Source organism: Arthrobacter sp. H-02-3 (genome assembly GCF_003097355.1).
Classification (GTDB): Bacteria; Actinomycetota; Actinomycetes; order Actinomycetales; family Micrococcaceae; genus Arthrobacter; species Arthrobacter humicola.
Genome location: NZ_PYUI01000003.1, coordinates 26,804 through 46,998 on the forward strand (window position 1 = coordinate 26,804; position 20,195 = coordinate 46,998).

General features: G+C 68.0%; 17 protein-coding genes. All 17 read right to left on the bottom strand.

Going from position 1 to position 20,195, the window contains the following annotated elements; genetic code table 11:
- Positions 1–246: 246 nt before the first annotated feature.
- A complete protein-coding gene (locus C9424_RS04175) occupies positions 247–1,917 on the bottom strand; it encodes an amidohydrolase (RefSeq protein WP_116765670.1) in 1,671 nt (556 codons plus the stop codon).
- A gap of 105 nt (positions 1,918–2,022) precedes the next feature.
- The gene (locus tag C9424_RS04180) at positions 2,023–4,932 is read right to left on the bottom strand and encodes a DEAD/DEAH box helicase (protein WP_116765671.1); all 2,910 of its coding nucleotides are present in this window, start codon (positions 4,930–4,932) and stop codon (positions 2,023–2,025) included.
- A 24-nt stretch (positions 4,933–4,956) separates the two neighbouring features.
- Positions 4,957–5,751, bottom strand: a complete 795-nt coding sequence (gene tatC / locus C9424_RS04185) for a twin-arginine translocase subunit TatC (RefSeq protein ID WP_202615776.1) — start codon at positions 5,749–5,751, stop codon at positions 4,957–4,959.
- A gap of 48 nt (positions 5,752–5,799) precedes the next feature.
- Entirely contained in the window at positions 5,800–6,069 is a 270-nt protein-coding gene (tatA, locus tag C9424_RS04190) for a Sec-independent protein translocase subunit TatA (protein ID WP_116765673.1), read from the bottom strand.
- Between the two features lie 35 nt (positions 6,070–6,104).
- Entirely contained in the window at positions 6,105–6,461 is a 357-nt protein-coding gene (locus C9424_RS04195) for a hypothetical protein (protein ID WP_116765674.1), read from the bottom strand.
- A gap of 5 nt (positions 6,462–6,466) precedes the next feature.
- Positions 6,467–8,518 (bottom strand): helix-turn-helix transcriptional regulator, encoded by a 2,052-nt coding sequence (locus C9424_RS04200; RefSeq protein ID WP_116765675.1) that lies wholly within the window; start codon positions 8,516–8,518, stop codon positions 6,467–6,469.
- 159 nt (positions 8,519–8,677) lie between these two features.
- On the bottom strand, positions 8,678–9,073 hold the full coding sequence (locus C9424_RS04205; protein WP_091254229.1) for an FKBP-type peptidyl-prolyl cis-trans isomerase: 396 nt from the start codon (positions 9,071–9,073) through the stop codon (positions 8,678–8,680).
- A gap of 40 nt (positions 9,074–9,113) precedes the next feature.
- Positions 9,114–10,049, bottom strand: coding sequence for an FKBP-type peptidyl-prolyl cis-trans isomerase (locus tag C9424_RS04210; protein ID WP_116765676.1), 936 nt, complete (start codon positions 10,047–10,049; stop codon positions 9,114–9,116).
- Positions 10,050–10,160: 111 nt separating this feature from the next.
- Positions 10,161–11,525 carry a Pup--protein ligase gene (pafA, locus tag C9424_RS04215; RefSeq protein ID WP_116765677.1) on the bottom strand — a complete coding sequence of 455 codons (1,365 nt, stop codon included), beginning with the start codon at positions 11,523–11,525 and terminating at the stop codon, positions 10,161–10,163.
- 1 nt (position 11,526) lies between these two features.
- A complete protein-coding gene (gene prcA, locus C9424_RS04220) occupies positions 11,527–12,234 on the bottom strand; it encodes a proteasome subunit alpha (RefSeq protein ID WP_091254221.1) in 708 nt (235 codons plus the stop codon).
- Position 12,235: 1 nt separating this feature from the next.
- Positions 12,236–13,069 carry a proteasome subunit beta gene (gene prcB / locus C9424_RS04225; RefSeq protein ID WP_116765903.1) on the bottom strand — a complete coding sequence of 278 codons (834 nt, stop codon included), beginning with the start codon at positions 13,067–13,069 and terminating at the stop codon, positions 12,236–12,238.
- An 84-nt stretch (positions 13,070–13,153) separates the two neighbouring features.
- Complete coding sequence (locus C9424_RS04230) at positions 13,154–13,357, bottom strand: ubiquitin-like protein Pup (protein WP_026266331.1); 204 nt, start codon at positions 13,355–13,357, stop codon at positions 13,154–13,156.
- A gap of 91 nt (positions 13,358–13,448) precedes the next feature.
- Positions 13,449–15,122, bottom strand: coding sequence for a depupylase/deamidase Dop (dop, locus tag C9424_RS04235; protein WP_425547242.1), 1,674 nt, complete (start codon positions 15,120–15,122; stop codon positions 13,449–13,451).
- Complete coding sequence (gene arc, locus C9424_RS04240) at positions 15,119–16,930, bottom strand: proteasome ATPase (RefSeq protein ID WP_116765678.1); 1,812 nt, start codon at positions 16,928–16,930, stop codon at positions 15,119–15,121. Before arc ends, dop begins: the two co-directional genes overlap by 4 nt.
- 84 nt (positions 16,931–17,014) lie before the next feature.
- Positions 17,015–18,094 carry a tRNA (adenine-N1)-methyltransferase gene (locus tag C9424_RS04245; RefSeq protein WP_116765679.1) on the bottom strand — a complete coding sequence of 360 codons (1,080 nt, stop codon included), beginning with the start codon at positions 18,092–18,094 and terminating at the stop codon, positions 17,015–17,017.
- A gap of 101 nt (positions 18,095–18,195) precedes the next feature.
- Positions 18,196–19,383, bottom strand: coding sequence for a site-2 protease family protein (locus C9424_RS04250; protein ID WP_116765680.1), 1,188 nt, complete (start codon positions 19,381–19,383; stop codon positions 18,196–18,198).
- On the bottom strand, positions 19,376–20,143 hold the full coding sequence (locus C9424_RS04255) for an HAD family hydrolase (protein WP_116765681.1): 768 nt from the start codon (positions 20,141–20,143) through the stop codon (positions 19,376–19,378). The genes C9424_RS04250 and C9424_RS04255 overlap by 8 nt, the downstream gene beginning before the upstream one ends.
- Positions 20,144–20,195: the final 52 nt, after the last annotated feature.

A 20,195-nucleotide genomic window follows, 5' to 3' on the forward strand; every position in this document is an offset into this window, starting at 1 on the left:
AGACCCGCCCCCTCGGGGTGCCCGTGGTCATGACCAGTAAAGCTCCCGCGGGTGCGGCAACCTGGAATGGACCGGGGACTGCGGAGCCTGCGCCGTACGCAACCCTCCGTTGACCCTCAATGCTACGGCGGTGCCCCGATCTGTCAACCGAGCCGTGACCTGCCGTTTTATCCATCGCCCCAGCTCAGGGCAGGGGTCCGCGGGTCAATGTTTCTGGGCCGCCGGCTGTATGCGTCGCCCGTATGGTCAGGCGCCGAGGGCACCGCTGGCATAGAGTTCCTGGCCGTCGCGCACCGTCTGGAGGCAGACGGGGTCCGTGCCCGTATCCAGTGCCGGCAGGAGCGGCGTGCGGGCCCGCGGGTCGGTGCTCCAGGACTGCACCCGGCCGTCGGCAACCTGGACCATGAGTTCCTCGACCTCCCAGACCGCGAAGCTGGCCGGGGCCCCGGGCACCAGCTGCCCGGCCATCGGGTTGCGGTAGCGGGCTGCCCGCCAGCCGGCCCGGGTGTGGCCAAGGAACGCGGCGCGGGCCGAGATCCGCTCTGCCGGGTTGGTGTGCTCCAGGCACGCCCGCACGCTGGACCACGGCCGTAGCGGCGTGACGGGGGTGTCGCTGCCGAAGCAGATCGGCACACCGGCCGCGTAGAGGCTTGCAAAAGCGTTCATGCCCAGCCGGCGGTCGCCGAGGCGCTGCTGGTACAGGCTGTCCCCGCCGCCCCACAGCGCGTCGAAGACCGGCTGGGCGCTGACGGTGACGGAGTAGCGGGCCAGCCGGCTGATTGCCGCGGGATCCGCGAGCTCGACGTGCTCGAAGCGGTGCCCCGCGGCGCGGACGCGCTGTTCGCCCACCTCGGCAGCGGCCAGGTCGAGGGCATCCAGGGCTGCATCCAGGCCGGCGTCACCGATCACGTGGAAGCCTGCCTGAACGCCCAGGAGCGAGCACGCCGCAAGGTGGGCGGCCGCCTCGGCCACGGAGAGGTACTGGCTGCCGCGCTCCCCCGGCGCGTCCGCGTAGTCGGCACGCAGGGACGCGGTCCGTGAGCCGATCGAGCCGTCGATGTTGAGGTCGCCGGCAAGGCCCAGAACCGGGACGCCCAGCCCGTCAAGGATGGACCGGGCGTGGTCCTCGGAGGTGGCCAGCTCGCCCCAATAGGGCAGGATCTCCGGCACCGGATGCGCGGCATCGTCCACTGCGCCGGAGGCGCTGTTCCAGCCCGCGGCGACCCGCAGGTCCTCAACCGTCCCGATGTGCGGAGCGGCCATCTCCGCGAGGGCCACGTATCCGTTCGCGGCCGCCTCGGCGAGGGCGCGCCGCTGGTAGCCGCGCAGGGTGTCCGCCGGCAGCTGGCGGGCCACCTGGCGGGCCGCGGTGTGGGCGCCGCGCTTGACCTGGCTGTCGGCGGCAAAGCCGTCGAGCCCTTCCAGCCCCGCCGATGCCGCCAGGGAGCTGGACACGAGGGCCGAGTGGGCATCCACACGGGCCAGGTAGACCTTGCGGCCGCCGGCGGCACGTTCGATTTCCTCCCGGCTGGGCAGCGCGGGGTTGGTCCAGGTCGTCTCGTCCCAGCCGTGGCCCAGCACGGTACCGCCCGCGCTGGAGGCGGAGGCGCTGGAGACGGCGTCGAGCACTTCGGCAGCGGAGCGCACGCCCGCCAGCTGCAGCGAATCGAGCGCGATACCGGCTTCCGTCAGGTGGACGTGGGAGTCGACGAAACCGGGGGCGAGCAGCGCGCCCTGCAGATCGATCACCTCCATCGAAGAGTCCGCAATGGAGGTGGCAGCCTGTTCGGAACCGACCCAGGCGACGGTATCGCCGTCGACCAGCATCGCGGTCGCGAAAGGGTCGGCAGCCGTGTAGACGGAGCCGTTGCGGTACAGCGTGACTTTGCGGGCTGCGGCAGCCGGCGAATCGGTCATGGGTCGGTAACTCCTTGTAACGGTGGCCGGCGTGGCGCCGGCGGGTTTAAAAGTCTTGGCAGGCCGCGTTAGCGGGCCAGCGAGCGGCCAGGTACGGCCAGCAGCCTAGGCCACTGAGGAATAGGCGACGACGCCGCGTTTGATGAGCTTGATCGCCTCCGCGCAGAGCCGCGCAATCCGGGGGTCGAGGTTCGGGATGTCGGCGAGCTGGTCCAAAAGGTCAATGACCTGTTTGACCCAGCGGACAAAGTCGCCTGCGGCCAGGTCGGTGCCGCTGAGCACGTCCTGGAGGTGCCGGCCCTTGGCCCATTTGAAGATCGGCCAGACCAGCCCGAGTTCGGGCTCGCCGGTGAGCGGCAGCTTGTTGGCCTCCTCCACGTCCTCGAGGGCGGACCACTCGCGCACCACGGTATCGACGGCGGACTCCAGCGAGATGCTCGGCATCTTGGGCCGCAAGCCGCGGTCCTCGCGCTTGGCCTGGTAGACGAGCACACTGGCCAGGGCGGCGATCTCGGCGGCGTCGAGGTCATTGAATGCACCCATCCGCAGGGACTGCGAGATCAGCAGGTCCTTTTCGCCGTAAATCCGCCGCAGCCGCTGACCGTCCGGGCTGATGGACAGCACGCCGGTGTCCGAGGTCTCCAGGTAGCCGTAGCTCGTCAGGACGCCGCACACACGGTCGAATGTCTTGGCGATGGTGTTGGTCCGGCCCTGGATCTGACGAATCAGCCCGTCCGTCTCCTGGCGGAGCTTCCACCAGCGTTCGGACCAGCGGGCGTGGTCCTCGCGTTCGCTGCAGCCGTGGCACGGGTGGGCGCGGAGCTCCCTGCGCAACTCAGCGATCCGTTTCTCCTGGTTGGGCGCGGCCGCAGACCGGCCGAAGTCCTCGTCGCGGCGCGGGGGCGCCGGCGGACGGTGCTCGCGGATGGCGTTGCGCACCGAGGACGCCAGGTCGCGGCGCGACTTGGGGACCTTGGCGTTGAAGGACTTGGGAATCCTGATCCGCGTGATGGGCGACAACGGACCCTCGACGTCCTGCAGGCCGATCCGGCGGAGCTGGTTGTCCAGCGTCATGACGGCAGGGCGGGGCTCCCTGGATTCGTGGTCGGAGCTGAGCACCACCGCGAGGCCCGGCGACTTTCCGGAGGGGACATCCACCACGTCGCCCGGAAGCAAACGGCTCAGGGAGTCCTCCGTGAGCGACTTCACCGCCCGGGAGCTGCTCCTGGACGCCATCTTCTCGGCGTCGGCCAGCGCGCGCCGCAACCGGGCGTACTCGGTAAAGTCGCCCAGGTGGCAGGTCATGGACTTGCTGAACCCCTCGAGGGACTCCTCCCGGCTCCGGACCTGCCGGGCCAGTCCCACCACCGACCGGTCGGCCTGGAACTGCGCAAAGGACGATTCGAGGATTTCCCGGGCGCGCGGTCGGCCGAACTGCGCCAGGAGGTTGATGGACATGTTATAGGTGGGACGGAAGCTTGAGTTCAGCGGGTACGTCCGGCGTGAGGCGAGACCGGCGACGGCGGCCGGATCGGTGCCGGGCTGCCACAGCACCACCGCGTGGCCCTCGACGTCGATGCCCCGGCGGCCGGCACGGCCCGTCAGCTGGGTGTACTCCCCCGCCGTGATGTTGACGTGCGCCTCGCCGTTGAACTTGTCCAGCTTCTCCAGCACGACGCAGCGCGCCGGCATGTTGACGCCCAGGGCGAGCGTTTCGGTGGCGAAGACGGCCTTGACCAGGCCGTCGACGAACAGCTTCTCCACGACCTCCTTGAACGTCGGCAGCATGCCGGCATGGTGCGCGGCGAGTCCGCGCAGCAGGCCGTCCCGCCAGCTCCAGAAGCCGAGCACATCGAGATCATCCGAGGGGATGTCCTGGGCAGCTTCGTCAACGCGCTGGGCGATGATCTGCTGCTCCCGCTCATTGGTCAGCCAGAGCGCGGCGGAGACGCACTGCGCCACGGCCGCGTCGCAGCCGGCCCGAGAGAAGATGAACGTGATGGCCGGCAGGAGGTCCTGCCGGTCCAGGCTGGCGATGACCTGGGGCCGGCTGGCCTTCCGTACCGGGCTGCGCTGGCCGCCCTGGGGTTCGTCCCGCTGGCCACGCTGCTGGCGGCGCTGGTTCCGGCCGCCATGGCCGAAGCGGCCGCGGAAATTCATCTGGCTCTCGGCCCGTGCCATGGAGAGCAGCTCCGGGTTGACCTCGAAACCGGCCCGCCCGGGCACCTCTGCCGTCACGGCGGTCGCTGTCACAGCAGTGGCAGCCGCCTCACTGCCAGCGCCCTCACCGGCCGGTGCGATCTCGTCGAAGCTGGTATCGCCGGCAAACAGGTCCACGATCTTCCGGCCCACCATGACGTGCTGCCACAAGGGCACCGGGCGGTGCTCGGAGACGATCACGTCGGTCTGTCCGCGCACGGTATCGAGCCACGCGCCGAACTCCTCGGCGTTGGAGACCGTGGCACTCAGGGAGGCCACCTGGACCTCGCTGGGCAGGTGGATGATGACTTCCTCCCACACGGCGCCGCGGAAGCGGTCGGCCAGGTAGTGGACCTCGTCCATGACGACGAAACCAAGGTCATCCAACGTGTCCGAATCCGCGTAGAGCATGTTGCGGAGCACTTCGGTGGTCATGACCACCACGGGTGCGTCGCCGTTGATGCTCGTATCGCCGGTGAGGAGGCCCACTTGGGCGGCACCGTACTTGGCGGCCAGTTCGGAGTACTTCTGGTTGCTCAGGGCTTTGATGGGCGTGGTGTAGAAAGCCTTGAGCCCGCGCTGGAGGGCCAGGTAGATGGCGAACTCGCCCACGATCGTCTTCCCGGCCCCGGTGGGGGCGGCCACGAGCACGCCGCGGCCGGCCTGCAGGGACAGGCATGCCTCGCGCTGGAACTCATCGAGTTCGAATTCCAGGGAGCGGATGAAACCCCCCAGGTAGGTCTTGGCTTCGGCGGCCCGCTCGACGCTGGCGCGGTAACGTTCGGACGGCGACTCCGGCCCGGGGTGTGACGACATGCTTCCAGCCTAATGCGCGAAGGCCTAGAGATTCTCCAGCTCGGAGCTTGGGGTGGCCTGGTCCGCGGTGGCTTCGGTCTCGGCAGCGCGTTTGACGGCGCGTCGTTCGCGCCGGCGGTCGTTGAGCATGCACAGCCCGATCGCGGCGAAGAACAGGGCCAGCATGGGGACGGCGAGGTAGAACATGCTCGTGGCGTCGGCGCCGGGCGCGGCCATGGCGGCGAAGAGGCACACCAGGAACACGGTGATCCGCCAGCTCTTGAGGAGTTGCTGGCCCTTGACGATGCCGGCCAGGTTCAGTCCCACCAGGACCACCGGCAGGAGGAATGCGATGCCGAAGGCCAGCAGCAGCCGCAGGACAAAGGTCAGGTAGACCTGGGCGCTGATGAAGTTGGAGCCGCCCGCCGGCGTGAATTCGGTCAGCACGCGCACCGCGTTGGGCAGCACGAGCCAGGCCAGCAGGACGCCGCCGACGAACAACGGCACGGCCGCTGCCACGAAGGACAGGGCGATGCGGCGTTCCTTCTTGTGCAGCCCGGGCACGATGAAGGCCCAGAGCTGGTAGAGCCAGACGGGGCTGGCGATGATCAGGCCCAGGAACACGGACACCTGGATCATGAGGTCGAACGAGCTCGCGACCCCGTCAAAGTTCAGCGTCGCCTGCCGGCCCTGCTGTTCATTCAGGTCCCGGATCGGCTTGGTCAGCGCAGCCAGAAACGGCTGGTAGACGAGGAATCCCACCACCGTCCCGAGGACGACGGCGATTGCCGCCTTGAAGAGCCGGTTGCGCAGCTCTTTCAGGTGGTCAAGGAGCGCCATCTTCCCCTCGGGGTTTGATCGACGGCTCATGGTTACTGCCATGCGGTCTTAGGCGCGGGTCGACGGCGGAACGTCGGTTCCGTCGCCCGTGCGGCTTTCCGGGGCGGCGGCCTGCGGGTGGTTAACAACCCGGCCCTCGACCGGCTCGGAGCCTTCCTTGGCGTCGGAGGTGCCGTCCTTCTTCATTTCCCGGACTTCCGACTTGAAAATGCGCATCGACTGGCCCAGGCTGCGGGCCATGCCCGGCAGCTTCGGTGCAGCGAACAGCACCAATGCCAGAACGATGATGATGATGAGATGCCAGCCTTCAAGCCTCATGTCAGGAGGTCCTTTCGTTTGAATACATCCTACGTCTAACCCAATTCGATGTCGCGCAGCGCCTGGGGCTGCCCGCGGTCCTTCTTGCGCTGGATGCGGCGCAGCCGGCGGGCATCCTGCCGGGCGAGCTTGGATGCGTCGTAATCATGACGCATCCGGGCAGGCGAGGCAAAAACGGCGCCACCGGGTAGCGGTTGAGGGGCCGCGCCGCCCGAGGCGCCGGCGCCATCGTCAGCGGGTGACGGAAGGCGGGAGAACCGGTCCATGGCTTCACCGAGTTCCCTGAGCGCGGTGGTGGCTTGCCGGTACAACCGCACGCCGAGCACGCCGTAGAACAACAGCGACAGCGCGACGAGCGCTATCCAGATCAGGATCCAGGACCACCAAGGCATGCTGATTAGTCTATCGGGCGGTCCGGCAAGTCCTCGTATTGCGTCAGGGCGGCGGCGAGCCACTGCCGCGACGCCTCGGCGAGGGTGGCCGGCTGCAGGATCCGCACCATGCCTCCGTGCTGGGCGACGAACATCGGCAGCCAGTCCGTGCTGCCGAACCGGATCTCGGCCAGCAGGCCGCCATCAGGCAGGGCGGCGGTCCGTTCGGCATAGTAGTCGTCGGCGAGGCCGGTGCCGCGGGGGGCAAGTTGCACCACCACCACCGTGTCGTCGTCGTTCGGTGTGAACAGCTTTACCGGGAAGCTGTCCGCCGGTGTCGCCGTTCCGGCTGCCGGGCGCCCGTTGGGGGTGAGGTCCTCAATCCTGTCCAGGCGGAAGTTGCGCAGGCCCCCGGCCAAGTGGCAGTAAGCCTCGAGGTACCACGTGTTGTCGAGCGAATACAGCCGCAGGGGGTCCACGTCGCGTTCGGAGACGCTGTCGCGCTGCGGGGAGAAGTACTTCAAATGAAGCTGCGCGCCGGACCGGATCGCGGCGCGGGCGGTCGCCAGGGTGGCGGAGTTGCCGGGGGCCACCTCGGGGCCCGAGAGCGCGGCCGCTTTGAGCCCCTCTTCCCCCGCCGCGGCCATGAGCTTGAGCGTCACCGATTCGAGCGCGCCGCCTTCGGCGAGCTCGGGCAGGCCGTTTAGCGTCTCCAGGCCCGTCAGGAGCGCGCAGGCCTCGTCCACGGTGAAACGGACCGGGCGGGTCAGGTCCAGGTCCTGGGTGATGAAGACGTGGTCATCGTCCCACTGAATGTCCAGCAGATCGTCGGGGTAGCCTTCCGGCAGGCCCGAACAGATCAGGATGCGCAGATCGTCCTCGAGGGCCTTGCGGGTGACTCCGAAGCGGGCGGCCACCTCGCTGATGTGCAGGCCCTGGTTGTGGACCAGGAAGGGAACCAGTTGCAGCATCCGCTTGAGCTGGTCCTCGGACGTGCGTTTGCGGGGCCGGGCGGCGGGGCCGGCCCCGGGGAAGGCCACCTCCGGGACCGGCGCGGCGGTGAACTCCGCGGCCGCGGCGAGGCGGCGGCGAACGGCGGCGGCGAGTTCGGGCGGCGACACCACGACGACCCGGGGGCCGTAGGAGGCCAGCTCCTCGCCCAGCGTTTCGGCGTCGCGGAAGGGCACCGTGAGACGGTCCCGTCCCGCCGCGGGCTGCTCCCCGGGTTCCGCGGCGGCACCGGTTTCGAGGGCCGCACCGGTTTCCGGGGCGGCGTCGGGCCCCAACAGGGCGCGTTTGCGCAGTCCGAGCAGCCGTCCTTGGTCGACGTCGACGACGGCGGTCTGCACCGGCAGTTCGGCCAGGGCCGCCAGTTCGGCGCGGACGTTGAACCCGGCCGGCGGGGTGAAGCTCTCCTTCTCCAGTACTGTCACGGCGGAGGTCAGCCGGGACAGCCGGAAGAACCGCTTGTCCCCACGGTCCCGGTCGTAGCCCACGAGGTACCACTGGCCGAAGCGGCTGCCGAGGCCCCAGGGCTCCACGAGGCGTTCCTGCTCCTTGCCGGTGCTGCCGGCCAGGTAGCTGAAGCTGACCGGGTGCTGGGCGTGCATGGCGGCCACCAGGTCCTCGAACGCCTGGCCGGCAGGTCGGATGCGCGGCTGGACCCCGACGGGGAGTTCGGCGTCGACGAGGCCGCCGGCGGCCTGCAGCTTGCGGACCGCGTCGACGGCGGCGGAGCCGAGCGCGGCGTGCTCCCAGAGCTGCGCCGCGAGGATCAGCACCGTGCACTCTTCGGGGGTGAGGCTGACGTCCGGGAGCCGGTTCGATTCCTTGCCGATCCGGTACCGGGTGGTGGCCGGGTCGTCGGAGCCCCAGCCCTGGTCCGTCACGGCCTCAACATTGAAGCCAAACTGGCGCAGCTCTCCTTTGTCGCGTTCGAACATGCGGCCGAACGCGACTTCACTGCTCGTGGTGTCGCGGTAGACCTTTGCGCGCAGCTCGCTGCGGCGCAGGCCGTACTTGGTGTTGAGCAGGGCAATGAGCAGGTTCAGGAGGCGTTCTGTACGTGAGGCGGACACCCCGCAAGGCTACTAAAGCCGATCCCCGAAAAAGACGAAAGCGCGGCAACAGCCGGAAGAACTTTTCCGATTGTTACCGCGCTTGCGCCCCAAGGGGGTGATCAGGTGCCGGCTCAGTCTGCTGATGCAGCCGGCCCTGCTAGTGGTGCTCGGCGTCCCTTAGCGGACGGCGACGAGGTCTACGACGAAGATCAAGGCCTCGTTGGGGCCGATCGCCCCGCCGGCGCCACGCGAACCGTAGGCAAGCTCGGAGGGGATCTCGAGGCGGCGGCGGCCGCCGACCTTCATGCCGAGGAGGCCCTGGTCCCAGCCCTGGATGACCTGGCCGACGCCGACCCGGAAGTCCAGCGGCGCGCCGCGGCCCCAGGACGCGTCGAATTCTTCACCGGTGGACCAGGCGACGCCCACGTAGTGGGTGGAAACGGTGTCGCCGGCCTTGGCCTCGGCGCCGTCGCCTTCGATCAGGTCCGTGATGACCAGTTCGGTGGGGACGTCTCCTTGGGGGAAGTCGATTTCCGGCTTTTCGCGGTCGAGGTTGCGCTGTCCAAATGACATGGTTGCTCCTTTGGGGGTGACGTGTGGTGAATGCGGTGGATTACTTGACGCCGAGGATGTCGACGACGAAGACGAGGTCGCCCTTGGCGTCGCCTTGGCCCTGATCACCGTAGGCGAGGTCCTTCGGGACCACCAAAAGGACGCGCGAGCCGACCGTCTTGCCGGTCAGGCCCTGGGTCCAGCCCTTGATGACGCCGGTGAGCGGGAAGGTGGCCTTCTGGCCGCGGTCAAAGCTGGAATCGAACACCTTGCCGGTCGCGAGGGCAACGCCCACGTAGTTGACTGTGATGGTGTCGGAGTCCTTGACGGCCTGGCCCTTGCCGGTGATGAGGTCCTGGGAGATCAGCGCGGTCGGTACCGGGACGCCTGCAACGGAGATCTCCGGAACGCCCTTGTCGTTTTCCTTGACGGTCGGCAGTCCGGCCGGCGGGGTGACGACGTCGCCCTGCGGCTTGTCCAAGACCGGCGGGGCATCCTTGGCGGAGAGCACCTTGACGATCAGGAGCTGCGTGGGCTTGGCCTCGGTGCCTTCGGCTGCGGCCTGGCCGGGGACGGCCAGGGCAATGTGGGAGCCCACCTTGGCGCCCACGAAAGCGTTGTAGATCACGGGGCTGCTTTTCTTGAGCTCGTCGTTCAGCTCCAGCGGCTCGGGATCGTTCGGGAACGTGTCTTCGAGGGTGGAGCCGTCCGTGCCGTTGAAGGCCACGATCGAGATGTCGGCGATCTGGTTGGCCTTCACCCGGTCGCCGCTGCCCTCGGTGACCACTTTGACAGTGGGTTCCTTGACGTCGAGCGGCTTGGTGAATTCAACACCGGGGGCCTTCTTGTCGCCGTTCTCCGTGAGTTTGACCGAGTCCAGCTTGGCGGTCTCACCCGCGGACTGGCTGGTGGGTTCCGGCGCCGGGGGCGCTTCGCCGCCGCCACAGGCGGTCAGCAGCAGCAGTCCGGGCAGAAGAATTGCAAGTAGTCGGCGCACTTGGAAACTTTCGTCGAGGCAGGGTGGACTCAGTGCCGTTCGGTTTCCCGGGGCAAAGAAAGCGGCGGCCGCAAGGCGGCCCTACCTCAGAATAACGTGCAAAGCTGGGTATCAGCCCATCGAGTCCAGCAGGGCATCGACCCGCTCGTCCACGCTCCGGAACGGATCCTTGCACAGGATGGTCTGGTGGGCGCGGTCGTTGAGCTTCAAATGAACCCAGTCCACGGTGTAGTCACGGCCCAGTTCCTGGGCGCGCCGGACGAAGTCGCCGCGGAGTTTGGCCCGGGTGGTCTGCGGCGGGGCGTCCACCGCGTCTTTGACTGTGGTGTCGTCCACTACCCGGCGGGTGGCCCCGCGGGCCTGGAGCAGGTAGAAGAGGCCGCGGCTGCGGGAGATGTCGTGGTAGGTCAGGTCAAGCTGCGCGATCCGGGGGGCGTCGAGCCCCAGGCCGTGCCGTTCGCGGTAGTTGTCCATGAGCTTCTTCTTGATGGCCCAGTCCACTTCGGTGTCGATCGTGCTGGTGTCACCGCTTTCGATCGCATCCAGGGTGCGCTCCCACAGGTCAAGGATGAGCGGCACGTGGGCGTTGTGGGCACCGTTTTCGGCCACAAACGCGGTCACCTTGCTCAGGTACTCGCGCTGGATCTCCAAGGCCGTGAGCTGCCGGCCGTTGGCTAGCCGCACCAGGGCCCGGCCGCTGAGGTCGTGTGAGATTTCCCGGATGCTGCGGATCGGGTTCTCCATCCGCATGTCGCGCATGATCACTCCGGCCTCGATCATCCGCAGGATCAGGTCCACCGTTCCGATCTTGAGCAGGGCCGTGGTTTCGGACATGTTGGAGTCGCCCACGATCACGTGCAGGCGCCGGTAGAACTCGGCATCCGCGTGCGGCTCGTCCCGGGTGTTGATGATAGGCCGGGAGCGGGTGGTGGCCGAGGACACGCCCTCCCAGATGTGGTCGGCCCGCTGGGAGAAGGCGAAGGTTGCCCCGTGCGGGGTCTTCAGGATTTTGCCGGCCCCGGCGATCAGCTGGCGCGTCACGAGGAACGGGATCAGGATCTCGGCGAGCCGGGAAAATTCCCCGCGGCGCGGGATGAGGTAGTTTTCGTGGCTGCCGTAGGAGTTTCCGGCCGAGTCGGTGTTGTTCTTGAACAGGTAGACGGTGCCGTTGAAGCCCTCGGCCGCCAGCCGTTCCTGGGCCTCGTCCACGAGGTCGCACAGGATCAGTTCCCCGGCGCGGTCGTGCGCGATCAGCTGGGCGAGGTCGTCGCACTCGGCCGTGGCGTACTCGGGGTGGGATCCGACATCCAGGTAGAGGCGCGAGCCGTTGGTCAGGAAGACGTTGGAGGACCGTCCCCAGCTGACCACCTTGCGGAAGAGGTAGCGGGCGACTTCCTCCGGCGCGAGCGGCCGGGATTCCGGGCTTGAATAGGAAATTCCGAATTCGGTTTCGATGCCGAATATGCGCTTGTCCATCTCACTTCTCCTCAGCCAGCAGTGCCACGATGTCCGCGTCCTCGAGCCGCCGGAACGCCCGGCGGGTGCCGCGGCCGGTTTCCGAACCGCGGTCCAGTACCGCAACTTCCAACGCGGACGCCGGCAGGGTGGTTGTTTCCTTGTCCGCGACGAGCCCGGCGAGGGCCAGCCGGATGGCCCCGGCGAAGTCGAGTTCGCCCTGCCAGCCCGCCGCGACGGCCTCGGACACTTTGTCCGCCTGCCCGCCCATCACGATGAAGCCGTGTTCATCGGCGATGGACCCGTCAAACGTCAGCCGGTACAGGTGGTCCGCCTCCTGGGTCTGGGCGACTTCGGCGACGGCCAGTTCCACCTCGAAGGGTTTCTGCTCGGCCGTGAACACCGCTCCGAGGCTCTGGGCGTAGACGCTGGCCAGGCCGCGGGCCGTGACGTCCTCACGGTCGTAGGAGTAGCCGCGGACGTCGGCGTACCGCACCCCGGCCTGTCGCAGGCTCTCGAACTCGTTGTATTTTCCTACGGCGGCGAACGCGATTTTGTCGTAGATCTCGCCGATCTTGTGCAGGGACGGGGACGGGTTCTCCGCCACGAGGGCAATCCCGTCTTTGCAGCTGATGACCACCACTGAGCGTCCGCGGGCGATGCCCTTCCGTGCGAAGTCCGCACGGTCCTTCATCAGCTGTTCGGGAGATACATAAAACTGTTGCGTCATCTTAGGCCTCCCGCTGGGCGACGGCCCGGGATTCGATGATGCGGCCGGCCACGGCGGCGAGATCGCGGTCCGGGACCCGGACGGCGCCCGTCCGGTTCACCACATAGACAACCGGCCACAGTTGCCGGACCGGGTCGGGGCCGCCGGTGGCGGAGTCGTCGTCGGCGGCGTCGTACAGTGCCTCGACGGCGACCGCCACGGCATCCTGCTCCGAGAGCCCGGGGCGCCAGAGTTTCTTCAGCGCGCCGCGGGCGAACATCGAGCCGGATCCCACGGCATGATGTTCCTGTTCCTCGTAGCGGCCGCCCGTGACGTCGTAGGAGAAGAGCCTGCCGAAGCCGGCGGGCCGGTCGAACCCCGCGAACAGGGGGACGACGGCGAGGCCCTGCATCGCCATGGGCAGGTTGCCCCGGACCATGGCGCCGAGCCGGTTCGCCTTGCCGTCCAGGCTCAGGAGCGTGCCTTCGATCTTCTCGTAGTGCTCCAGCTCAACCTGGAACAGCCGGGTGATGTCGAGGGCGATTCCGGCGGTTCCGGCGATGCCCAGTACGGAGTACTGGTCGGCGGGGAAGACTTTCTCGATGTGCCGGCTCGCGATGACGTTGCCCATCGTGGCGCGTCGGTCGCCGGCCATCAGCACTCCCCCGGCGTAGCTCATCGCCACAATCGTGGTTCCGTGCGGGGCCTGGAGGGGTGCTGTGGTCTGGCCGGCGGCGAGCAGCTGGTTGAAAGGCATGTGGCCGAAGGGCATTAAGTCGGGCCGCTCGCGCTGCAGATGCTCAGTGAATGAGGACGTCGCGTTGGCTGCTACGCGGTTGGCTGTTGTTTCCTGCACTGACGCTCCCTCAACGTGGTGGATCAACGACTCTTCCGGCTCTTAGCCCCTCCTGCCGCCCTCATCCGGCGGCCGGCGGCGCTCCTACTGGCCGCCCTTTTGGACGAATGCGCGGACGAACTCCTCGGCATTGGATTCCAGCACGCCGTCGATCTCGTCGAGGAGGTCGTCAACGCCCTGGGTGGCTGCCGATGCCTGGGCGTCTGCGGGGGCCGGCGGCGCGGCGGGGACGTCCTCGTCAACCTCGGTGTCCCGCGACTGCGGCTGCTGCTGCTCCTGGCCTGCCATTGTTCTCTCCTTCATGTCCGTCCCTTTTCTCGTAAGGGACTTCCTGTAGCAATAGTGCCACGCGCGGGGCGCCCGCGGGGGCCTTTTGTTCCTAGGAACCGGGGCTGAGTCCCAGCAGCTCGGCCAGGAACGTCCCGGCCTCCCGGTGCCGGGCGAAGAGGCCGCCGGTGAGGGCTTCGGTTCCGCGCAGCGGCTCCCGGGTGGGGACCCGCTGGAGCCGGCCGCGGCCGGGAAGATCGAAGATCACCGAGTCCCAGCTCGCTCCCGCAAGGTCGGCGCCGAAACGGCTGACGCAGCGTCCGCGGAAGTACGCGCGCGTGTCCGACGGCGGTTCGGTCACCGCGCGGCCGATCGCCGCGTCGTCGACGATCCGTTGCATCCGGTCGCGGGCCAGCAGGCGGTAGTAGAGCCCTTTTTCGGGGCGGATGTCGGCCCATTGCAGGTCCACGAGGCCCAGTCGGGCATTGTCCCACTCGAGGCCGTCGCGCTGGCGGTAGCCCTCCAGCAGGGACAGTTTGGCAAGCCATTCCACGGAGGAGGCGGCCGCCGCCCGGTCACCGCCGAGTTCACTCAAGGTGCCGGACCAGCGTTCCAGGACCTCGTGGGTGTGCCCGTCACCGTCCACGGCATCCGCAACGCCGGTGTCCTGAGCGTGTTTGGAGGCGGCCTCGAAATAGATCCATTGCAGGTCCAGGGCGGTGATCCGCCGGCCGTCGCTCAGGCGCAGCATCGCGGTCAGCGAGGTGTCGTGGCTGACCGTCTGCAGGGCCGCGACGGGCTCGTGAACCTCAATCCGGGGCGCCAGGCCGGCCTCGATCAGGCTCAGGACCATCGCGGTGGTGCCGAACTTGAGGAAGTTGGATGCCTGGCTGAGGTTGGCGTCACCGATGATGACGTGGAGCCGGCGGTACTTGTCCGCGGTGGCGTGGGGTTCGTCCCGTGTGTTGATGATGGGCCGGCGGATAGTGGTCTCCAGTCCCACTTCGGTTTCGAAGAAGTCGGCCCGCTGGCTGATCTGGTACCCCGGCCGGGAGCTGTCCTGCCCGAGGCCCACGCGTCCGGCGCCGCAGATGATCTGCCGGGTGACGAAGAACGGGGTGAGCCCGCGAACGATCTCGCCGAACGGCACGGAGCGGGGCATGAGGTAGTTCTCGTGCGAGCCGTAGGAGACGGACTTGTTGTCCGTGTTGTTCTTGTAGAGGTTGACCGGCGGCAGCTCGGGGTCGGCGGCGAGGCGGCGGACGGCGGCCAGCGCCACGAGGTCTCCGGCGGCGTCCCATGTGACGGCGGCGCGCGGGTTGGTGACCTCGGGGCTGGAGTACTCCGGATGGGCGTGGTCGACGTACAACCGTGCCCCGTTGCCCAGCACCATGTTCATCAGCAGCGTGCCGGCCTCGTCCTCGCCGTCGGCCTCGAGCTCCTGCCGGCCGTAGGCGAGGGCTATGGCCTCGGCGTCCAGGACCGGAGGCTGGTCGGTGAGCTGTTCGGGGTCCGCGCTGCTGCGCTCCAAGGTCCAGCCGCGGGCGTCGTGCAACGGCTCTTCGTCGGTGTAGTCCCACCGGGTTTCGGCCCCGCCGGCCGCCCGCTGCCGCGTGACCTGGGCGTATGCCTGGATGACGCGGGCAGACATCATGGTGGCGTTGGCGCCGGGGGCCGACGGCGCGTGGATGCCGTACTCGGTCTCCGAGCCCATCACCCGCATCGCACCGCCGACGGGCAGGCCGCCGGCTGTGTCGGCCGGCCGTCCCGGGACACCAGCCGTCACAGGTACTGCCCTGTGCTGGGCATCGTCTCGATGGACTTCCCGGGCTCCTGGCCGGCCTTGCCCTGGACGATGGTGCGGATGTATGTGATGCGCTCACCCTTCTTGCCGGAGATCCGTGCCCAGTCGTCCGGGTTGGTGGTGTTGGGCATGTCCTCGTGCTCACGGAACTCATCCACGACCGCACGGAGCAGGTGATCGATGCGCAGGCCCTTCTGCCCGATGGTCAGCAGGTCCTTGATGGCGTACTTCTTGGCCCGGTCCACGACGTTCTGCACCACGGCGCCGGAATTGAAGTCCTTGAAGTAGAGCATTTCGGTGTCGCCGTTGGCGTAGGTCACCTCGAGGTATTCGTTGGACTTCTCGGTGGAGTACATCGCCTCGACGGTCCGCTGGACCATGGCGTCCACGGTGGCCTGGACGTCGCCGTTGTGCTCGGCGAGGTCGGACTCGTGGAAGGGCAGGTCCGTGGTGATGTACTTGTTGAAGATGTCGGCGGCGGCCTCGGCGTCGGGACGCTGGATCTTGACCTTGACGTCCAGGCGGCCCGGGCGCAGAATCGCCGGATCGATCATGTCTTCGCGGTTGGAGGCGCCGATCACGATCACGTTGTCCAGCCGTTCGACGCCGTCGATCTCGCTGAGGAGCTGCGGAACGATCGTGGTTTCGACGTCGGAGGAGATGCCGGTGCCGCGGGTGCGGAACAGCGAATCCATTTCGTCGAAGAACACGACCACGGGGCTGCCCTCGGAGGCCTTTTCACGGGCGCGCGCGAAAATCAGGCGGATGTGCCGCTCCGTCTCGCCGACGTACTTGTCCAGGAGTTCGGGTCCCTTGATGTTCAGGAAGTAGCTCTTCATGTCCGTCTTGCCGGCACGTTCGGCGGCCCGGGCGGCCAGCGAGTTGGCGACGGCTTTGGCGATCAGGGTCTTGCCGCAGCCCGGCGGGCCGTACAGCAGGATTCCCTTGGGGGCCTTGAGTCCGTGCTCGCGGTAGAGGTCAGGGTGCAGGAACGGCAGTTCGACGGCGTCGCGGATCTGTTCGATCTGCGGGCCGAGACCGCCGATGTCCTGGTAGGTGATGTCCGGGACTTCCTCCAGCACGAGGTTTTCGACCTCAGAGCGCGGGATCTTCTCGAGGGCGTAACCGGTGCGGGAATCGATAGAGAGGGCGTCGCCGACCCGGAGCCGCTGGGCGAGCAGGGCCCCGGAGAGCCGGATGACCCGTTCCTCGTCGGCCCGGCCCACCACCAGGGCGCGGTCCGAACCCAGCATCTCCTTCAGTGTGACCAGGTCCCCGGCGCGCTCGTAGCCGAGCCCGGCGACCACCATCAGGGCCTCGTTCAGGAGGACTTCCTGGCCGACTGCCAGCTGGTTGATGTTCACCAGCGGGCTGATCCCCACGCGCATTTTGCGGCCGGCGTTGAAGATATCGACCGATTCCTCAGTGGCCGCCTGGCCGCTGTTCCCGGCGGTCGGCTGACGCTTCGGGTTCAGCTGAAGGATGGTGCCGAAGCTGTACGGCGGCTGTCCCTCCTGGTCGAGGGCGTTCTTGAGCCGCAGGATCTCCGCCTTGGCGGTCTCCAGCATGCTGACAAGCTTTGAGTTGTTTTGCGTGGCCGCGGCGAGCTGGCGGTCAATGTGCCGGAGCTTGTCCCGGAGGATATTGACCTGCCGCTCGGCGACGGAGAGTTCATTGGCGGCGTACCGCTCCCCCTCGCCGGCAGCGGCCCGGGACGCGTCCGCCCGTGCGGCAGCATCCGCTGCGTCCTCGGCCGGTGTGCGGCCCGGGTCAGTGTTCGGAGTCTCCATCGTGCATCAGCCCCTTCCTGCTCTTCTATTAAGACCTTAGCCCTAAGAAGGCGGGTGCCGCTGGAGACATCCGAAATATGCTGCCTAGTTCGTTATCTCCGGGGTGTCCACGACGTTTGTTCCGGCGATTGCGTCGCGGGCGGCGCGGCGCAGCTTCTTGTCCGAGACAGCCCGTTCGCCGACGGCGCCGGGAGTCCAGGCGTTGACGTCTTCTTCGTTGAAATCGGTCTTGGACGGGCGGCGCTTCACGGAGATTCCCGTGACGCCGTCGGCGAGCCGGCGGGTGACCAGCAGGAAGCCCGTGTGGGCGACCATGCGGTGGTCCGGGCGCACGGCCAGGCCTTCGAGGTGCCAGCCGCGGACCATGGATTCCCACGCGTCGGGCTCGGTGAAGCGGCCGTCGGCGCGGATGGCTTCGGCTGTCCGCGAAAGCTGCGTCACAGTCGCGACATAATTGATCCAGACCCCGCCCGGCGCCAGGACCGTGGCGACGGCGTCGAGGCATTCCCACGGCGCGAGCATGTCCAGAACCACCCGGTCCACGGATCCCGGCTCTTCGGTGCGAACCACTTCTTCCTGGAAGTCTCCGAGGGAGATCTTCCAGGCCGGGTGCGGGCCGCCGAAGATGGTCTCAACGTTGCCGCGGGCGATATCGGCGAATTCCTGGCGGCGCTCGAAGGAGTGCAGGTAGCCGTTGTCCCCCACCGCGCGAAGCAGGGAGATGGACAAGGCGCCCGAGCCGACACCGGCTTCAACGACGCGGGCGCCGGGGAAGATGTCCGCCATCGTGACGATCTGGCCGGCGTCCTTGGGGTATACGACGGCGGCGCCGCGCGGCATCGAGAGCACGAAGTCCGAAAGCAGCGGGCGCAGGGTCTGGTACTGCTGTCCGACGTTGTTCACGACGACGGAGCCGTCGGGCTTGCCGATGATCTCGTCATGGTTCAGGAAGCCGCGGTGGGTGTGGAAGGCTCCGCCGACCTCGAGCGTGATCGTGTTCATGCGTCCGCGCTCGTCCGTGAGCTGCACCCGCTCGCCCTCGCGGAACGGTCCGCGGCGGCGTGCAGCACCGGTCGCGGCAGTACTAGTGCCTGCGTGGGCGGTGTCAGTGGCTGCGGCTGTGTTAATGCCTGCGGCGGCGGTGGCGGCAGTATCGCTGCTCATGAAAATGTTCCTCGCTCCTGTAAAGCTGTGTGGCCGCGGACATGCCGGCGGGCACCGGTCCTTGCGCGTGGGGGCCGGAAATTCACGACCGACCAGTAACTCTACCGGTTCTGCCCCTGGTTCTGGGGTTGGGGCCGGTACTTGCCCGTAATGGCGCCGAGGACGGCGGACTGGTGCAGCAGCCCGGTAACGGCGCCATCGCGGTCCACCACCGCGTACTCCTGGCCATCGAGCTGGGCCAGGTACTGGACGAGCTCTTGGCCCTTGGACCATTCGGGAACGTAGGCCCCGGCGCCCAGGGCGTAGGACACTGCCGAAACAGGGGTCGTCGCGGCCAACGGGGCAGGCACCATGGCCGCTGCGCCGGCGTCGACAATGCCCACCGGACGGCCGTCCCGGTCGCACAGCACCACGGCTGGGCTGCCGGACGGAGCCCGGTGCAGGACGTCGGCAACCGTGGCGGTGTCCGGAAGGCCGACGGCCGGCTCGGCGAGGGCCGCGGCGTCGACCAAGTACAGCCGGCCCCGCATGCGGGCCTGCTGGATCGACGCCGAAGCGCCCATCCACAGGAAGCTGCCGACGAGGGCCGTGATGAGGGTGAAGGAAATGTCCGGCCGCGCTCCGCTGACCAGGGGTAGGACAATGAACCACAGCGCCAGGGCGATCACGATGATCCGTCCGGCCCAGCCGGCCGCGATGGTTCCCTTGTCCTGGTTTCCGGTGGCTTTCCAGACGGCGGATTCAACCAGGCGCCCGCCGTCCAGCGGAAGACCGGGAAGCACGTTGAAGATGCCGATCAGCAGGTTGGCCCAGACGAAGATGTTGGCCAGGATGTCGGCCACACCGTTCAACTGGCCGTAGGCGAGCAGGAGCCAGCCGGCGCCGGCGAGGACGAAGTTCGCCGCAGGGCCGGCCATCGCGACCAGGACCGAGCGGCCCGGTGAGGCGGTGAAGCTTTGGAACTGGGTGTGGCCGCCCCAGAGGTTGAGGACAATTTTCTCCGTGGGCCAGTGGAACACCTTCGCGGTCAGCGCGTGGGCGAGTTCGTGCGCCAGCACGGAGATCAAGAGCAGCAGGGCGTACGCGAAGGCCACGAGGAAGGCGGTGATGCCCAGATGCGGGTTGTTGGTCTCGAGGACCGGCCCGTACGCGATCACGGTGAAAGCCGCGATGATGAACCAGGAGTAGGCGAGATATACCGGGATGCCGGCTATGCGGCCCAGCGGGATACCGTCCTTGCGGGAAGCCGCCACCTTGCCGGGCTGTCCCTGGCCCCCGGTGTCAGCCACGGACGGGGCTCGCAGTCGTGCGGGCGACGGAGCCGGCGTCGGCATCGAGCCCGAAGGTGGCATCGGGGAATTCGTGCCGCAGGGCCACCAGCTCTTCAAGGTCCGCCACCGTGCGGCCCTCGAGGGTATCCCAGGTGGCGCGGCGGGGATCATGCGGGAGGGGCACGATGTGCGGGATGGCGACGGTGACGACGCCCGAGGCCACGGCGGCGGCGACGCCCGGGGCGGAATCCTCCAGGGCCACGCAGTGGTGATGGCTGAGGTCGGGGTCCTGCTGCTGCAGGAGCTCAACGGCCTTGAGGTAGGCCTCCGGGTGGGGCTTTCCCTGCGAGACGGTGTCCCCTGTGACGAGAAAATCGAAGTAGGGCGCGGGGAGGCTGGCAACGATTTCCCGGGCCAGCGGGGCCTCTGACATGGTGACGAGGGCGCAGCGGACGCCGGCGTTGTAGAGCTCGTCGAGCAGTTCGCGGGCCCCGGGCCGCCAGGGAACGGACTTGCGGACCTGGCTGACCACATGGCCCGTGAGGGTGTTGATGATGTCGCGTCGTTCCATCGCTACGCCGGCCTCCTGCAGCAGGCCGGCGGAAAACACCAGGGACTGTCCCACGAGCTGCATGGCCTGGTCATGGGACCACTGTCCGCCGTGCGCTTCAACGAGGGTGCGTTCGGCTTCTATCCAGTAGGGCTCGGTGTCGACAATGGTGCCATCCATGTCCCATAGCGCTGCTTTAAGGAGGGGCCGGGAAGCTGAGGATCGCATGCCTTCCAGTCTACGGGGAAGCCGGATGCGGGGCGCCCGCGCTACGCCTACG

Bases quoted from the DNA above. Each gene is read 5' to 3' on its own strand.
- tatC (WP_202615776.1), bottom strand. From the start codon at position 5,751: ATGGCGCTCCTTGACCACCTGAAAGAGCTGCGCAACCGGCTCTTCAAG.
- C9424_RS04245 (WP_116765679.1), bottom strand. From the start codon at position 18,094: ATGAGCAGCGATACTGCCGCCACCGCCGCCGCAGGCATTAACACAGCC.
- C9424_RS04180 (WP_116765671.1), bottom strand. From the start codon at position 4,932: ATGTCGTCACACCCCGGGCCGGAGTCGCCGTCCGAACGTTACCGCGCC.
- prcA (WP_091254221.1), bottom strand. From the start codon at position 12,234: ATGACGCAACAGTTTTATGTATCTCCCGAACAGCTGATGAAGGACCGT.
- C9424_RS04195 (WP_116765674.1), bottom strand. From the start codon at position 6,461: ATGCCTTGGTGGTCCTGGATCCTGATCTGGATAGCGCTCGTCGCGCTG.
- C9424_RS04205 (WP_091254229.1), bottom strand. From the start codon at position 9,073: ATGTCATTTGGACAGCGCAACCTCGACCGCGAAAAGCCGGAAATCGAC.
- pafA (WP_116765677.1), bottom strand. From the start codon at position 11,525: ATGGACAAGCGCATATTCGGCATCGAAACCGAATTCGGAATTTCCTAT.
- C9424_RS04230 (WP_026266331.1), bottom strand. From the start codon at position 13,357: ATGGCAGGCCAGGAGCAGCAGCAGCCGCAGTCGCGGGACACCGAGGTT.
- C9424_RS04255 (WP_116765681.1), bottom strand. From the start codon at position 20,143: ATGCGATCCTCAGCTTCCCGGCCCCTCCTTAAAGCAGCGCTATGGGAC.
- C9424_RS04175 (WP_116765670.1), bottom strand. From the start codon at position 1,917: ATGACCGATTCGCCGGCTGCCGCAGCCCGCAAAGTCACGCTGTACCGC.
- arc (WP_116765678.1), bottom strand. From the start codon at position 16,930: ATGGAGACTCCGAACACTGACCCGGGCCGCACACCGGCCGAGGACGCA.
- tatA (WP_116765673.1), bottom strand. From the start codon at position 6,069: ATGAGGCTTGAAGGCTGGCATCTCATCATCATCATCGTTCTGGCATTG.